Here is a 15,825-nt window from a genome sequence, read left to right on the forward strand (position 1 = left end):
TCCGAGGTTGATATGAATAAAATAAGATGGTTTCTAGACAAATCATTAGAAGTGTTTGCCTGTACCTTGTTATTAAGCATGATTTCTGTTGCTTGCTGGCAAGTAATAAGCCGCTATGTATTTAATTCCCCGAGTACTTTTTCAGAAGAGTTTTTACGTTTTTCGCTGGTCTGGCTGTCTGTGTTGGGATTGGCTTATGTTGCCGGAAAACGAGAGCATATTAGTTTGACTTTGTTTTTGGATAAATGTCCGACGAGGCTAGTGGCTTTTTGGAATATCACAATCCAGATAGTTTTCATTTTGTTTGCTGTCTATATCTTGATCATCGGGGGACTGAAAGTCTCCGGCAATGCCATGATGCAGATCTCACCGGTGTTGCGCCTGTCGATGGGGAAGGTGTATTACGTCTTGCCCATCTCTGGTGTACTCACTATCGCCTACAGTCTGCTTAATATCTGGGACCTATACATCGAATCAAAACAGGTTAGGGAAGAAGGTGCCGACCAACCAGTATCCAACACATTGGTAGGAGAGAGCCATGATTGATCCGATTTTTGCTGCAAGCTTACTGGTTGGTACATTTGCTGTCTTACTGGCGCTGGGAACACCGATAGGTCTGTGTATTGTGATCGCCTCTGGCGCTACCGTCATGTTGGTATTGCCGTTTGATATCGCGATGTTTACCACGGCACAGAAGATGTTTTCTAGCCTGGACAGCTTTGCCCTGTTAGCCGTACCGTTTTTTATCCTCTCTGGCGTTATCATGAACAATGGTGGCATCGCCACTCGACTGGTCGATTTTGCCAAGCTGTTTACCGGCCGCATTCCGGGGTCTCTTTCCTACACAAATATCGCAGGAAACATGATGTTTGGTGCGGTCTCCGGCTCGGCGATAGCTGCTTCGACCTCGATCGGTGGCGTGATGATCCCGATGAGTGCCAAAGAAGGCTATGACCGTAACTTTGCTTCGGCAGTGAATATTGCCTCAGCGCCAACGGGGATGCTGATCCCCCCCACGACTGCCTTTATTCTCTACGCACTTGCCAGTGGCGGCACATCGATTGCGGCGTTATTTGCTGGTGGTCTAGTTGCTGGTAGCTTGTGGGGGATCGGCTGTATGGCTGTTACCTATTTTGTCGCCAAGAAGAATAACTACCGTACGGTGTTAGATCTGCCGAAAAGTGCCGTTTTCAAGGTGACTCGCGATGCGCTGCCTAGCTTATTACTGGTGGTGATCATTGTTGGCGGTATCGTGAAAGGAGTGTTTACGGCGATTGAAGCGTCAGCGGTTGCTGTGGTCTATACCGGCTTTCTGACATTGGTGCTCTATCGTACTTTGAGTTTGCGCGATATGCCGCGGGTACTGCTGCAGACCTTTGTGATGAGCGGGGTCATTATGTTCTTGCTGGCAACCTCATCAGCAATGTCTTTCGCCATGTCGATGACGGGGATCCCCAATGCCCTGAGCAATATGATCCTCAGTATTTCTAATCACGATGCGGTTATTCTGCTGGTGATCACCGTATTCCTGCTGGTCGTTGGTGCATTTATGGACATCGGCCCTGCAATTTTGATCTTCACACCTATCTTGTTGCCTATCGTTCAACAGGTCGGGGTCGATCCTGTTCATTTCGGTATTTTGATGGTGTACAACCTAGCTATCGGTACCATCACACCGCCTGTTGGTAGTGGCTTGTATGTTGGTGCCAGCGTTGGCCAGGTCAAGGTAGAAAGTCTCGTTAAGCCGCTGCTACCATTTTACGCTGCGATTGTCGTTATGCTGATGTTTATCACTTACATCCCTGAAATTACGCTATTTTTGCCAAAACTACTGGGCGTCATGTAAGCGAACTAGAAAAGGAAAAGAGAAATGCAAGTATTCCCTGTCAAACATAGTCAACTGTTGCGTCGTCCTGAGCGTAACCATGAACGCGCTGTCATTGTAAATAAAATCAACAGTTTGATTGAAAATTTGATTAACATTACAGACCACTCGGGTGAGTTCCTGCTGCACCTGGATGATGGCCGAACCATTGATACTAAGGGATGGGCTGGCTGGGAGTGGACTCACGGTATTGGCCTGTATGGTATGTACAAGTACTACCAGCAGACCAATGATCAGAGTGTGCTGAACATCATCGATGAATGGTTTGAAGACCGTTTTGCCGAAGAGCAAGCGACCAAAAATGTAAACACGGTATGCCCGTTCCTGACGTTGGCATACCGGTATGAAGAAACGGGTGATCAGTCGCTGTTACCTTATTTGGAAACTTGGGCTGAATATGTGATGTATCACATGCCACGTACTCAGTGTGGCGGGATCCAGCATATTGTCTATAACAGTGAAAACACCGAGCAAATGTGGGATGACACACTGATGATGAGTGTGATGCCATTGACTAAAATCGGCCTATTGCTCAATCGCCCCGAGTATGTCGAAGAGGCTAAATACCAGTTCTTGACCCATATCCAGTACCTCATGGATCGCGAGACCGGGACTTGGTTCCATGGCTGGACGTTCGAGGGTAATCACAACTTTGCCAATGCTCGCTGGGCGCGGGGCAACAGCTGGGTGACCATCGTTATCCCTGATTTCCTTGAGCTGTTGGACTTGCCAGAACACGACGCCTATCGCCGTCACTTGATTCATATCTTGAACCGTCAGGTCGAGGCACTTGCTGAGTACCAGCAGGAAAACGGCTTGTGGTGCACATTATTGGATGACGATAACTCTTATGTTGAAGCGTCGGCGACCGCTGGTTTTGCCTACGGCATTCTTAAAGCGGTTCGTAAACGTTATATTGACGAAAAATATGCTGATATGGCTTATAAGGCAGTCGATACGCTGGTCAGTGATTTCATCAATTCAGATGGTGAGTTGATCCACACTTCATTTGGTACCGCAATGGGCAGCGATCTCGATTACTATCGTCAGATCCCGCTGACTTCCATGCCATATGGTCAGGCGATGGCGATCCTCTGCCTATCAGAGTATCTACGCACTTACCTGTAAGCGCTCGGATCTGCCCCCTCCATCCCTGTTCTTGGCGGACTCCCGCCATTATCGCACCGCCAATTCTGGCGGTGCTTTTTGGTCTTTAGCAAAGGGCCAATGCAACCATCACCCTGTACTGCGCCATATTGAGCAAAGGCGAGAACTCACTCACCTTGATGCGGTGTGGAGGTGCGGTCATCTACGACACGCTCAATTTCGTCTATTAACCCAGTAACCCGCCAACGATGACCTGTCAGCAGGCGCTAAATCCCTCCAATTGTGAACCAGCGCACACCTGTATTGGCGAAATGGCCAAGCTACGGGCGGGGCGGGCATTTTTGTTAAGTCCCTGAACCGCTAGCTGAGGAATACTAACCCTATGAACCAGCACAAGGATACACACTATGTCTGAACACGTTATCGCCGTTGATATTGGTGCATCAAGTGGCCGAGTCATTGTCGGTACTTATGATAACGGCAAGCTCTCTTTACGGGAATGGCATCGTTTTGCCAACCAGTTGGTCAACGCTGGCGAGCAGGATTGCTGGGATGTGGATTATCTACTCGGTGAGATAAAAACAGGGATTAGCAAGGTGCTAGAGGCTGGCCTAAAGCCTGTTTCTATTGGGATTGATACTTGGGGCGTCGACTTTGTTCTGTTGGATAAAAACGGTCACCGGCTTGGCAATGCGGTGTCATACCGTGACAAGCGTACCGAAGGTGTGATGGCCGAGTTAATGACATCCCCCGAGTTTTGTCAGCGTATTTATGCCACGACGGGTATTCAGTTTCTCCCTTTTAATACGATGTACCAACTAAAGTCGGTAATCGACAGCCAACCTGACTGGCTTAGCAAGGTTGAGTCCCTGCTGTTTATTCCCGATTACCTCAATTTTAAATTAACCGGAGTGCGCCATTGTGAGTATACCAATGCCAGTACTTCGCAGCTGCTTGACTGCCGCAGCAAGCAGTGGAGTCGCGAGTTGCTTGAGTCATTGAATATTCCGTCTCAGTGGATGCTGGAACCCCAAGCGCCTAATCAGATCATTGGCTATTACCCAACGGCAGTGGGCGACATTCCCGTTGCCTCAATTGCCAGCCATGACACGGCATCAGCAGTACTGGGCACTCCGCTGGTTAATGCTAGAACAGCCTACCTCTGTTCTGGAACTTGGTCACTGATGGGCGTCGAGCGATCAGAACCTGTGATAAGCACACAGGCACAAGCCCTTAATCTGACCAATGAAGGGGGAGCGGAAGGCCGTTTCCGGGTGTTGAAAAATATTATGGGGATGTGGTTGATCCAGCGCTTTCAGAAGCAGCACCCAGCGTATAGCTTTGCTGACTTAGCGGAGATGGCAGCGCAGGCTGTTCCCTTTGTGAGCTTGGTTGACCCGGACGACAGCCGCTTCCTCAACCCAGAAGATATGCAGCAGGCTATTGACGACTACTGCCTTGAAACGGGGCAACCGGTGCCAGATAGCATTGGCGCTTATACGCGCTGCATCTTTGACAGTTTGGCGCTTCGCTATTGTGAGGTTTTCGAACAGCTCAGCGTGGTCAGCGGCACATTGCTTGATGCTATCCAGATTGTTGGAGGGGGGAGTAATAATGACTTTCTCAATCAACTCTGTGCTGATCTCTGCCAGGTGCCAGTGTGGGCCAAACCCACCGAAGCATCTGCACTCGGTAATGTTGTTGGTCAGCTTATCGCCTCAGGCACGGTTTCTGATGTTGATCAGGGCCGCGCATGCATCCGTCGCTCCTTTGAGCGCAAATACTACCAACCTAATTCTGTTCCGGGCCGCGAGCAGCTTTGCTGTTTCTTTGCTCAATTAAGACAATAAAGGACTCTGTAATGACTACACAACTTGCGATTGAACAGGCCTATCAGGCTGCCAAACAACGCTTTGCTGAAATGGGTATCGATACTGATGCTGTGATTGCGAGTGTTGATGCTATCCCGGTGTCTATCCATTGCTGGCAGGGGGATGATGTCAACGGTTTCGAACATGATGCTCAGGCACTCAGCGGGGGGATCCAGACAACCGGTAATTACCCGGGGCGTGCCCGTACACCGTTGGAATTACGTCAGGACCTTGAACAGGCTTTCAGTCTTATCCCCGGAGCCAAACGGCTTAACTTGCATGCATTGTATCTGGAGTCCGAGCAACCGGTATCGCGGGACAAAATCGAACCTCAGCATTTTTCTAATTGGGTCGCATGGGCTAAAGAGCAGCAGATCGGCCTTGATTTCAACCCATCGTGCTTTTCCCACCCATTGAGTGAAGATGGCATGACCTTGTCACACTCCGATCCGACAATCCGTCAGTTTTGGGTTGATCACTGTAAGGCCAGCCGCCGTATTTCTGCTTATTTTGGTGAGCAGCTGGGTACGCCATCAGTGATGAACATTTGGGTGCCGGATGGTATGAAAGATCAGCCATACGATCGGCTTGGTCCGCGCCAGCGACTGATGGAATCATTAGATGAGATTATCTCAGAGCCGCTGGATACCGCTTTCCATAAAGACGCCGTTGAGAGCAAGTTGTTCGGAATTGGTGCCGAAGCCTATACCGTCGGTAGTAACGAGTTCTACTTGGGCTATGCTGCCTCTCGTAATATTTTGCTGTGCCTTGATGCTGGTCACTTCCACCCGACTGAAGTTATTAGTGACAAGATCAGCGCCTGCTCGCTGTATGTTGATGAAATGCTGCTCCATGTCAGTCGCCCGATCCGTTGGGACAGTGACCATGTTGTGATACTGGATGACGAAACTCAGGCGATTGCCAACGAGATCATCCGCCATAACATGATTGATCGGGTGAATATTGGTCTCGATTTCTTTGATGCCTCTATTAACCGTATCGCGGCATGGGTGATTGGTACCCGCAATATGCGCAAGGCACTACTGAAAGCCATGCTGGAGCCTAGCGAGCAATTGAATAACGCCGAACAAGATGGTGATTACACCGCTCGCCTGGCATGGATGGAAGAATCACGTTCGGCACCTTGGGCGGCGGTATGGGATTACTATTGCCAGAAAACAGGTGTACCTGTCGGTATAGAGTGGTTGAAGGCAGTGAAAACCTATGAGGAAACCACCTTGCTGAAACGGGAGGATTGATTCAATGCCACGCCAGAAAATGCGGTTAGCAAGCGTAATGCAACTCAAGCAGGGGCAGGAACTGGAATATAAGCGCCGCCATGATGCTTTGTGGCCAGAGCTTGAAGCCAAACTCAAAGAACATGGGGTTCACCACTACTCGATTTTTTTACATCCGGAAACCCTACAGCTGTTCGCATATGTTGAGGTTGAAGATGAGCAGCGTTGGGCCGCTATTGCCGACACTGATGAATGTCAGCGCTGGTGGCAATACATGGCGGACATCATGGAAGTTAACCCAGATATGTCGCCAACCAACTCGGCACTGAATGCCGTGTTCTATCTGCAATAGTCAGGTTAAGGAGACCCGATGCACCCGATTAAACTTAATGATGCTGTTACCCGTGAGATAGCGAAAGTCAGTGAAGCGGCAGGTTACCTGTGGCAACGCGAGTGGGCTGAGCGTAACGGCGGTAATATTTCTGTTGATATCAGCGAGATCTTTGGTGAGTTACCTGAAGATCTGAGCCAGTTCCCTTATCTGCCGCTAACGATGGTTGGCGACGACACTTTTCCAACCGAAGCGGCCGGACATATATTTTATGTTAAAGGTACCGGGGAACGCATACGTGAACTGAGCCAGCCTGATCAGGCTGGCTGTATCTTACGCATATGTGATGATGCCAACGGGTACCATTTACTCTGGGGCGGGCGCGGTAATCCGCAATTTAAGCCCACCAGTGAGTTCATTTCTCACGTGGAAATCATTCTCGCGAAACAGCAAAGTGGCAGTGCAGATCGCTGTGTAGTACACACACATCCGATAGAGCTGATTGCCCTTTCACATCACCCTGATTATGCCCAAAGCAGTGATAGCTATACTCACGCCTGCTGGCAGATGCTGCCGGAAGTCCGTGCCTTTGTTCCTCGTGGCATTGGCTTAGTTCCATACTGTATGCCGGGTAGCAAACAGATGGCTAATCAAACACGCGATATCCTTGGGCACTATGATGTGGCTATTTGGGAAAAACATGGTGCGGTGGCGACGGGCAGCGATGCGCTGACTGCGTTTGATTTTATTGATGTGGCCAACAAAGGGGCCAAACTGTTTCTGATGTGCCTGGCCAGTGGCTTTATGCCACAAGGGGTATCCAAGGCTGATATGCAGGAGCTAAAAGAGACGTTTAATCTGTAATTTGTCAAAGCTAAGGCCCGGTCACTGTTGAGGTGTTCCCGGGCTTTTCTTGGTTTATACCGAGGCCTTTTGAAGCCCCTAGGAGAGAAGTGACTAATATGTGACCATGTTCTCAAGCTATCAAATTCTCAAGTAAAATACTCAACTGTGGTCACGGTTTGGTTGATAACCTCTTGAGCTATGATTTGTAACCTTTTACTGTCGACTAAACTAAGCCTAGACTAAAACGATGTTTCATTTAAATAGCGAAGACTTTTTCAGTTCTGTGGATGCCAATATATCAACGGCTATTCGTACCCCTCAGGAAAATTATCCTGAGCATTCCCATGACTTCCATGAACTTGTGATTGTGTCAAAAGGAGCGGGGCAGCATATACTCAATGATATACCCACCAATCTGACCCAAAACTTTATTTGCTACGTCAGCCCCAAAGATCGCCATTTATACGAGAATGTCGACGGCCTGTACTTGTCTAATGTGCTATTTAAGAGAAATAAACTGCTGTATTCTCCGTTGATGAAAGAGATCCTGCCAAAGGATGATGATAACAATAGTTGGTATATCACTAGCGACAGCATGAAACGGGTGCAGCAACTGGTGACTAGCTTAGACAGAGAAGCTAAATTGACGAGTGTCGAGGCGACTCTGATGAAAGAGGCACTATTTCAGCAGTTAATTGTTGAGATCTCCCGCGGCCGGTTGACTACTGATAGTCTTAATGACGATGAAAACATGATCTTGAAAATCATCGATTGGATTCAGGCTCATTATGATGAAGAAATCAATATCACAGCCATTGCTGATCAATTTGATATTTCATCACGGACCCTTAGCCGGAAAATAAAACACGTTACTAACCTCACTTTTAATAACTATATCCATCGGGTACGGATCAATAACGCGATCAACTTGCTTCAGTATAGTGAGATGAATATTACAGATATCGCATTTAAAGTTGGTTACAAAGACAGTAATTACTTCAGCACTAAATTCAAACGATTTACAAACAGAACACCATCGGAGTTTCGTGATTAATATTGGTTAAGAGTAAGTAATAGGGAGATATACGCAGAGGGTAAAGTCAAAATTGACGGTTGTTCAGTAACAGCTTTTCTCTTAGTGTTTTTGGAGTACAGTCAAACCTATTTTTAATGTGCCGATTTAAACTACTCTGTGTACTGAAACCTAGTCGGAATGCGATTTCTTGCATGGAGATATTGGCCTCGCCGAATAGCTCTTTACTCTTTTCATCTCTAAATTGTGCTAACAGGTTTTGGTAAGTAGTACCTTCTTTTTTCAAATTTCTATTTAGTGTCCATCGTGAGCAATGTTGTTTTTTACAAATGGTGTCAAGGCTGTTGTCGAGTTGTTCATTGCTATATTGTACTCGCAGATGTTCGATTACTTTCTGGGTGAACTGGTGCGGTGCTGGAGGAAGCTGAATTTTTTCTAGCTGCGACTCGGCTAACGTAATGAGTGCATTGCTGACATTCGGGTTGAAGTAAGGTGAAGGAGTGACTAAATAGGTTGAAGGTATGAAAAGTGTACAGGTGTTCTGGTTATTTTCAATGTGACCATCGATCAATTCATTAAGTCTTTTGCTTACTTTGTTATAGGGAAATGACCAAGTAGCAGGAAGTTTGTTTAAACCATACAACCCTTGAATTAGGCTGCTGATGATCGAAAAATTACTTAAAGCGCTATGTATTCCATGATGATCGTAATCATCGGGAATATATTCGATAAGAGTCCCTGCCGCGGTGGGTATAATATGGTAAGAATCAGCCGTACCAACCAGCCACTGATATTTTATATAGGTCTCTATAGCAATTTGGCCATTAGGGCAATTAGCTGCGCAGGCGTATTCAGGAATAATGGATATTAAAAAATCAAATGAGGGGAGATCCTCAGGTATGACGTTCATCCTGTTTATTTCTGAAAGTAGCCTGCGCCATAAAACTTCGGGAACATAACGTTCTGCAACTTTACTTGAGGTAGCCTGATTAATAATCTGGGAAATAGTATCAGTACGATGCGTTTTTTCTAGTAACTGAACGCATTGTTCAAACATTGCGTAGTTGATAAACTTCATGCGCTATCTCGAAATGAATATTACTGAGAGTATCTAAAGGCCGGGATGAGTTCTAGTTATGTGCGTCATGTTTGATACTTTCATTCAAGATATTGTATTGCAAAGTTTGTCTGCCCAAGCGCTGCTGTCACTTGCAGCGCTTGGATGTTGCATTATTAATAATTAAGACCATGCCCGAATGGGAATAATGTCATCACTGCCGGTAGTTCAAACGAAGGGACGTCTTCTTTACCCAACTCGATGACGGCGTCTGTAGATACAGGTAAACCGAAAGGTAACTTACCTTCTGGTGCATAAACACCAGTAATAACATCTAAGAACGCTTCATCGGATGCTCCATAGTTGGCGATGATTGTATCAAGCTCTGGTTCAATATTTCCTAAGGCGCCAGCCCTGTGCAGTTTTACATCAAGAATAACTGTCTTATTAGAATTAATAGCTTCTTGGATCGCTGTGTAATCGTCAAAGCCAGTATATTCACAATGGCCCATTTCGTATTGATCCGGGTCGTAACAAATTGACGCATCAGGTTGGTCAGGATCTGCAGCTAGTTCATAGTCGCGCAGTGAAAAATCCTCTTCTCCAACAAAAGCGAGTTCACCAGCAGCATTTATGCTGCCAAACGGAACCCAAGCCCCCCACTCAGTACCCGGAGTCGTAACTCTGAGTAGCACAGTGTCTGCTTCATCGATAGTATCAACAACCGTTAGCCCGTAACTTTGAGCCGCTTGCTTGTCGATCCCATAGAGAAAAACTCTCTGCATTTTTGCTACTGATATCGGCAAGGTACTACTATCATTTTTCAACAGTGTAAATGAACGTCTCTGTGTCCTGTCAGCTTCTCGCTGAAACTCAGCATTGCCTACAATTTCTATGGCCTTTTCGACGTCAACAAAGGGATTCTCAAAGATACCCTGTTTGAACTTTTGTTGTAGGATACGTTTAACCGAGATATCTATTCTCTCTTCGCTGATGCGGTCAGAGTTAATGGCATCAATGAGATGACTTGGGTCATCAATCCCCCCAAACTGGTCAATACCTGCATCAACAGAGCGGGCGAAACGTTCTGTTTTATCTTCATCCTCAAGACCCCACGGCATACCTAAACTAAAGGTTTCCCAGTCTGAGGACTGTCGTATTCCTGTTCGGCATGACCCGTTGCAGTCTTCTGCCACCATCCAGTCAGAGACGAGTACCCCCTCAAAATTGTCTTCACCCCGGAGTAGATCTGTCATTACGTAACTGCTAAACCCGAAAGCAATATCTCCTTCACTTTCAGGTAGTTGGTCTACAGGGATACCATAATATGGCATGACGCCGGCGATACCAGCCTCAAAGGCTCCTTGAAAAGGAATTCTGTGGTAGTGAAAATTATCGCCAGGGTAAACTTGGTGACGACCGATATAGTGGTGGGCATCAATACCATCTTTTTGCGGCCCACCTCCAGCGTAGTGTTTAACTACTGCCCAAACCCCGTTTTTGGTTAGCCCAGTATCAGAGTTTTGTAGGCCTTGCGTGTAAGCTTGCGTCATTCTCTTGGCTAGATAGGCATCTTCACCAAAGGTTGAGTAGTTTCGCCCCCATCGTGGTTCAGTTGCTATATCAGCGGTAGGGTGAAGTGCTTGATTGATTCCGACGGCGAGGTATTCCTGACGTATAATGTCGGCAAAACGCTTTGTTAATTCTATATCGTCGAGGGCTGCAAGCCCGAGAGTTTCAGGCCACATCGAAAATTCGCCGGCACTGTGTGAGCCGCCAAACGCTTCATCAAAATGGTTTCGTGGATCGGTGGATATTGACAGCGGAATTCCATGGGCCGTGGTTTCCGCTAGAGCTTGAAGGGAATTATTGTCTGTAGCCATATTATTAACCTCACCCGCTTGGCGAGTAATAAGAGTATTAATATATCGATTAGCTATCAGTTCATAGTTTTCCGAGTCTGTGCCGACTTCGATACGATTGTCATCGTTGATGACCAAAGTAGCATGCATCATTATGCCTGCTTTTTCCTTTACAGTCAGATGCTTGACTAGATCGGCTGCGCGTTCTTCTGGAGATAGGCGCCAGTCTTCATAAGGGTCAAGGATGCCGTTATTGTTATGATCCTTAAACTTCAGTTTATCAGCGATAATAATGTTCAGAGATTTAGTGGAGAGCTCTGCTTGACTGGGGGAAGTGTTACTACTGCTATTGTTGTTACAACCTGAGAGCAGAATCAAACATGTAGCAGCGATTGTAATGGGAGCCAAAGGAGTTTGCATATCAATCTTACCTTATGATGTTATTTATTGGTTAGATTAACAATGTGGTTGCCTTTCTTATTACTCCCTCGGGTGCACATATTTAGTATTTGGTAGCAGAGAAACCGAATTGTGAGCCTGGCACTATAAGCCTCTAGGTTCATAAATCACAGCTCATCACCGCAATATTGTTACGCCTCAGTAATAGTAATTTGCATTTTGCCTGTATTGTTCGTTTTTGAGTAATAAGTAAAATGGCCTCATCAAAAAGAGGGGCCGACATGAAAAAAACGATTTTTAATAACTTCCGCTACATTGGCTGGATCGTGATCCTGTGTTCTATGCTGGGTTCGATGCTACTGATCATGATCGGTGCGTCGAAAGCGTATTCTGCCTTTGATGTCTTCATCTTCAATGCCGCACCTCAAGCTGAGTTAATGCACCTCGACAAAGCGGATATTGCCATTAGCTACCTGATCAAATCCCTAGATACCTTCTTGGTTGCCTTGGTCTTGTTCATTTTCTCTCACGGTGTATTTACCCTGTTTATCTCGGATAAAACAGCCGATGAGCAGAAAAGTACACAGGTATTGAAATGGATCAAAACCCCGAATATTGGCCATTTAAAGAATATTCTTGCTGAAGTCATTATTGTGATTTTGTTTGTGAAGTTCTTAGAGCTGGTGCTGGTTAATTTCAATAACCTGAGCTGGAATATATTAGTTTTACCCGCATCCATTTTGCTATTGAGTCTAGGATTAAAATTCCTTGGTTTGGGGCAGGACGAAGAAGCAGGGCACTGATCCTGCTTGCTTCCATCTTTTATCACCCCGTTATGCTAGCGGGTGAGCAAGTATACTTAACGAGTCGAAATTAGATTAGGGGCTTTATCATGGCGAAGGGATCTTTCATTTTGCATTCCAGCTATCCACCATCGGGTGATCAGCCAGAAGCCATAGCACGGCTGATCTCTGGCTTGGAAAATGGTGCCACACACCAAACGCTGCAGGGGATCACCGGTTCAGGGAAAACGTTCACCATGGCCAATGTGATCCACCGTGTGCAGCGTCCGACCTTGATACTGGCCCATAACAAAACATTGGCGGCGCAGCTGTATAGCGAAATGAAGCATTTCTTTCCTGAAAATGCCGTGGAGTACTTCGTTTCTTATTACGATTACTACCAGCCAGAGGTCTATATTCCGGCGAGTGATCGTTTCATCCGTAAAGACTCCGCGATCAATGAACATCTTGAAAGACTTCGCCTATCGACCACCAAATCCTTGATTGAACGTCGAGATGTTATTGTGGTTGCATCGGTTTCATCGGTGTATGGCCTGGGTGATCCCAATGATTATCGCGCTTTGCAAATACCACTGAACGTGGGAACACATATAGAGCTGGACGATTTTATTCGCCGTTTAGAGCGCCTGCAATATAGCCGCTGTGAGCGCACCATTGAACGGGCAACATTCCGGGTTCATGGTGATAGGATCGATATCTTCCCGGCGGACTCAGAGCACAAAGCGATCCGGATTGGGTTAGTGAATAGCACAGTCGAAAGCCTGCAGTGGATTGATCCTCTGACCGGAAAACAACTTGGTGAAATTGATCATTATTTTGTTTCGCCAAAAACCTTATATGCCACACCGCGAGAAAAGATCCAAACGGCTAGCACAGAAATACTTCGTGAACTGGAAGAGCGGGTTGCCGAACTTAATGGTGATAACCGCCTTGTCGAAGCGGCGCGCTTGTATGAACGTATCATGAGTGATGTTGAAATGATGCAGCAGCTCGGCTATTGCTCCGGGATCGAAAACTATTCCTGCTACCTAAATGACCGAGATCCAGCCCTGCCACCAACGACGCTGCTTGATTACTTACCGAAGGATGGCTTGCTATTTATTGATGAGTCCCATGTGATGGTACCGCAAATTTCGGCCATGTATCGGGGGGACCAAAGCCGTAAAGACACCTTGATTGATTATGGTTTCCGCTTGCCGTCGGCGAAGAACAACCGGCCTTTGAGCTTTAAAGAGTTCGAAAAAATCAAACCTCAAACCATCTTTGTATCGGCGACACCTGGTGATTATGAATTGAATCGTTCACAGGGTGAGGCGATTGAGCAAATCATTCGTCCAACTGGTCTGCTCGATCCTGAGGTGGAGGTTAGGCCGTCAACGGATCATATCGATGATCTACTGGGGGAGATTTCGCAGCGGGTTGCAAAGAATGAGCGGGTACTGGTGACTACGCTGACGAAGAAAAGTGCTGAGGATCTTAATGACCTTATGGTTGAGAAGGGGATCCGAGTCCGTTACTTGCATTCAGATGTGAAAACCGCTGATCGGGTCGATATTATCAATGGGTTACGTGCGGGGGAGTTTGATGTCTTGATAGGCATTAACTTGTTGCGCGAAGGGTTAGATATTCCAGAAGCTTCGCTAGTGGCTATCCTCGATGCGGACCATGCGGGCTTCTTACGCTCGGTACAGGCCCTGATTCAGATAATTGGCCGGGCTGCTCGCAACGCTAACGGCAAGGCTATTTTATATGCCGATAAAATGACCCCCGCCATGCAGCAGGCAATCAGTGAATCAAGCAGCCGTAGGCAGCGTCAAGTGATCTTTAATCAAGCCCACGGGATCACGCCGATGACATCGTTGCGCAAGCAGGCGTCAGAGCAAGCAGCACTACAAGACCAACGTACTCAATCGGTGACATTTTGTGAAAACTTATCTGTCTTGTGCCAGCAGATCACCGCAAAAGAGCAGCACCTACTTGCGGCTGTAGACGCCAGTGATGAACAACAAGTCAATGAGATCCGAGTTCAGCTAGACGAGCTCTACCGGCAGTTCATTTATATGTAATATGGCACTAATCAAGATAGCCAGTAGGAAGGCAAATTCTTGCTTTGTCTGTCCTCGCTATAGATACTGAATCCAGCACATGGAGTAGCCGACAGGAAGGTTTAGGATGAGCGAAAAAGTAAAAAATGCACTGGTGTGGTTAAAGGATATACTCGATTCGCAGCAGGTGCAGTTCCAGGTAGTCGGCGGTCTTGCTGCAACCATTCATGGTGGTAGCAGGGAGGTGGCGGATATTGATCTATACATTCGAAGAGCTGATGCCGACAAAGTCCTACCTTTAGTGAGTGCCTATATTTCTAAGTCTTTAAACCACTATATTGAAGGCTCATGGGATTTGGAATATTTCCAGTTGATATATAAGGGGCAGAAAATCGAAGTTGGATTGTCACCTGGAACCAAAATCAAAGCAGCAGGCAGTGGTAATTGGATTGAGCTCAAAACTGATTTTTCCCAATCTGTTGTTGGACGTTATTTGGGCGTTGAAGTGCCAACGATCCCTGTTGTCGAGTTGATACGATACAAGCGGGTACTGGGTAGAGAGGTAGATCTCATTGATATCGATGAGCTGAGTGGTCAGTTATCGTCAAAAGTCATCTGAGTAAAATCTAGCTTCTGCTAGCCGGTTAATAACGAACAAATATTACAAAGAAGAGGAGTTGAGGCAGTGTTCGGGATAGAAAATCTGTGGTTGTTTGTGGTTTCTGGGATTGTACTTAACATGATCCCCGGGCCTGATTCTATTTTAATTGCCGGTAGGGCAGCGAGTCAGGGCTTTAGGGCGGGCTCGGCTGCTGCGCTTGGTATCGGCACCGGGATATTTGTCCACATCGTTGCAGCGTCGCTAGGCTTGTCGGCAATTCTATCAACGTCGGCGACTGCTTTTACCATCGTGAAAATTGTCGGCGGCGTGTACCTGATTTATATGGCGATTTGCATGTTCAAGGACAGTCAATCGCAGGGGGAATCGACGTCTAAAGAATCAAAGTCAATTGAATCGAAAAAGAAATCGTTAATGGGTATATACACCCAAGGGCTAATCACCAATGTGTTTAACCCGAAGGTAGCGCTATTTTTCCTCTCCTTTATGCCTCAATTTATCTCTGGATCGAGTGAGAACAAAGCCCTGGCTTTTCTGGTTCTCGGGTTGATTTTCAATTTTACCGGAATGATCTGGTGCCATTTTATCGCTTGGGCGTCGTCATCAATGAGCCGCAAACTGTCGGCAAGTAAACCGGTTCGTAAGTGGTTTAGCCGGCTTGCCGCAAGCCTTTTTGGGTTGTTTGGTGTGAGGTTGCTAGTCTCGACACAGGGCTAGTTTCGACACTGG

14 protein-coding genes are annotated in these 15,825 nt (G+C 46.7%); 12 read left to right on the forward strand and 2 right to left on the reverse strand.

Features of this window, described 5'->3' with window-relative positions:
• Nucleotides 1–12 precede the first annotated feature (12 nt).
• From L4D79_RS11115 to L4D79_RS11150, 8 genes are all read left to right on the forward strand, one after another.
• A complete protein-coding gene (locus L4D79_RS11115; RefSeq protein ID WP_428651327.1) occupies nt 13–546 on the forward strand; it encodes a TRAP transporter small permease in 534 nt (177 codons plus the stop codon).
• On the forward strand, nt 539–1,846 hold the full coding sequence (locus L4D79_RS11120) for a TRAP transporter large permease (protein WP_428651330.1): 1,308 nt from the start codon (nt 539–541) through the stop codon (nt 1,844–1,846). The genes L4D79_RS11115 and L4D79_RS11120 overlap by 8 nt, the downstream gene beginning before the upstream one ends.
• Nucleotides 1,847–1,870: 24 nt before the next feature.
• On the forward strand, nt 1,871–3,013 hold the full coding sequence (bglB, locus tag L4D79_RS11125; protein WP_428651332.1) for a beta-galactosidase BglB: 1,143 nt from the start codon (nt 1,871–1,873) through the stop codon (nt 3,011–3,013).
• Between the two features lie 386 nt (nt 3,014–3,399).
• Complete coding sequence (gene rhaB / locus L4D79_RS11130; protein ID WP_428651335.1) at nt 3,400–4,842, forward strand: rhamnulokinase; 1,443 nt, start codon at nt 3,400–3,402, stop codon at nt 4,840–4,842.
• Between the two features lie 11 nt (nt 4,843–4,853).
• Nucleotides 4,854–6,122 (forward strand): L-rhamnose isomerase, encoded by a 1,269-nt coding sequence (locus L4D79_RS11135; RefSeq protein ID WP_428651337.1) that lies wholly within the window; start codon nt 4,854–4,856, stop codon nt 6,120–6,122.
• Nucleotides 6,123–6,126: 4 nt separating this feature from the next.
• Complete coding sequence (gene rhaM, locus L4D79_RS11140) at nt 6,127–6,453, forward strand: L-rhamnose mutarotase (RefSeq protein ID WP_428651340.1); 327 nt, start codon at nt 6,127–6,129, stop codon at nt 6,451–6,453.
• A gap of 18 nt (nt 6,454–6,471) precedes the next feature.
• Nucleotides 6,472–7,296: a rhamnulose-1-phosphate aldolase gene (gene rhaD / locus L4D79_RS11145; RefSeq protein ID WP_428651343.1), complete on the forward strand. Its 825-nt coding sequence runs from the start codon at nt 6,472–6,474 to the stop codon at nt 7,294–7,296.
• Between the two features lie 229 nt (nt 7,297–7,525).
• Nucleotides 7,526–8,332 carry a helix-turn-helix domain-containing protein gene (locus L4D79_RS11150; protein ID WP_428651346.1) on the forward strand — a complete coding sequence of 269 codons (807 nt, stop codon included), beginning with the start codon at nt 7,526–7,528 and terminating at the stop codon, nt 8,330–8,332.
• Nucleotides 8,333–8,378: 46 nt separating this feature from the next.
• Here L4D79_RS11150 and L4D79_RS11155 read toward each other — a convergent pair whose 3' ends face one another.
• A complete protein-coding gene (locus L4D79_RS11155) occupies nt 8,379–9,389 on the reverse strand; it encodes a helix-turn-helix transcriptional regulator (RefSeq protein WP_428651349.1) in 1,011 nt (336 codons plus the stop codon).
• A 155-nt stretch (nt 9,390–9,544) separates the two neighbouring features.
• Nucleotides 9,545–11,650, reverse strand: coding sequence for a glycoside hydrolase family 3 protein (locus L4D79_RS11160; protein ID WP_428651352.1), 2,106 nt, complete (start codon nt 11,648–11,650; stop codon nt 9,545–9,547).
• Between the two features lie 260 nt (nt 11,651–11,910).
• On the opposite strand from L4D79_RS11160, the gene L4D79_RS11165 reads away from it, so the two are divergent.
• The 4 genes from L4D79_RS11165 to L4D79_RS11180 all read left to right on the forward strand — a co-directional run bounded on the left by L4D79_RS11165 (nt 11,911) and on the right by L4D79_RS11180 (nt 15,813).
• Nucleotides 11,911–12,432: a YqhA family protein gene (locus L4D79_RS11165; protein WP_107348859.1), complete on the forward strand. Its 522-nt coding sequence runs from the start codon at nt 11,911–11,913 to the stop codon at nt 12,430–12,432.
• A gap of 89 nt (nt 12,433–12,521) precedes the next feature.
• On the forward strand, nt 12,522–14,498 hold the full coding sequence (gene uvrB, locus L4D79_RS11170) for an excinuclease ABC subunit UvrB (RefSeq protein WP_428651355.1): 1,977 nt from the start codon (nt 12,522–12,524) through the stop codon (nt 14,496–14,498).
• A 106-nt stretch (nt 14,499–14,604) separates the two neighbouring features.
• Nucleotides 14,605–15,096 (forward strand): MazG-related protein, encoded by a 492-nt coding sequence (locus tag L4D79_RS11175; RefSeq protein ID WP_428651358.1) that lies wholly within the window; start codon nt 14,605–14,607, stop codon nt 15,094–15,096.
• A gap of 66 nt (nt 15,097–15,162) precedes the next feature.
• On the forward strand, nt 15,163–15,813 hold the full coding sequence (locus L4D79_RS11180; RefSeq protein ID WP_428651360.1) for a LysE family translocator: 651 nt from the start codon (nt 15,163–15,165) through the stop codon (nt 15,811–15,813).
• Nucleotides 15,814–15,825 lie beyond the last annotated feature (12 nt).

This window comes from Photobacterium satsumensis (assembly GCF_050336935.1).
GTDB lineage: Bacteria > Pseudomonadota > Gammaproteobacteria > Enterobacterales > Vibrionaceae > Photobacterium > Photobacterium satsumensis.

What these genes read in the sequence shown, in the direction of transcription:
- L4D79_RS11115 (WP_428651327.1), top strand. Translation starts at nt 13, where the DNA reads ATGAATAAAATAAGATGGTTTCTAGACAAATCATTAGAAGTGTTTGCC.
- L4D79_RS11150 (WP_428651346.1), top strand. Translation starts at nt 7,526, where the DNA reads ATGTTTCATTTAAATAGCGAAGACTTTTTCAGTTCTGTGGATGCCAAT.
- rhaD (WP_428651343.1), top strand. Translation starts at nt 6,472, where the DNA reads ATGCACCCGATTAAACTTAATGATGCTGTTACCCGTGAGATAGCGAAA.
- L4D79_RS11175 (WP_428651358.1), top strand. Translation starts at nt 14,605, where the DNA reads ATGAGCGAAAAAGTAAAAAATGCACTGGTGTGGTTAAAGGATATACTC.
- L4D79_RS11120 (WP_428651330.1), top strand. Translation starts at nt 539, where the DNA reads ATGATTGATCCGATTTTTGCTGCAAGCTTACTGGTTGGTACATTTGCT.
- L4D79_RS11160 (WP_428651352.1), bottom strand. Translation starts at nt 11,650, where the DNA reads ATGCAAACTCCTTTGGCTCCCATTACAATCGCTGCTACATGTTTGATT.
- L4D79_RS11155 (WP_428651349.1), bottom strand. Translation starts at nt 9,389, where the DNA reads ATGAAGTTTATCAACTACGCAATGTTTGAACAATGCGTTCAGTTACTA.
- L4D79_RS11165 (WP_107348859.1), top strand. Translation starts at nt 11,911, where the DNA reads ATGAAAAAAACGATTTTTAATAACTTCCGCTACATTGGCTGGATCGTG.
- uvrB (WP_428651355.1), top strand. Translation starts at nt 12,522, where the DNA reads ATGGCGAAGGGATCTTTCATTTTGCATTCCAGCTATCCACCATCGGGT.
- L4D79_RS11135 (WP_428651337.1), top strand. Translation starts at nt 4,854, where the DNA reads ATGACTACACAACTTGCGATTGAACAGGCCTATCAGGCTGCCAAACAA.
- bglB (WP_428651332.1), top strand. Translation starts at nt 1,871, where the DNA reads ATGCAAGTATTCCCTGTCAAACATAGTCAACTGTTGCGTCGTCCTGAG.
- rhaB (WP_428651335.1), top strand. Translation starts at nt 3,400, where the DNA reads ATGTCTGAACACGTTATCGCCGTTGATATTGGTGCATCAAGTGGCCGA.
- rhaM (WP_428651340.1), top strand. Translation starts at nt 6,127, where the DNA reads ATGCCACGCCAGAAAATGCGGTTAGCAAGCGTAATGCAACTCAAGCAG.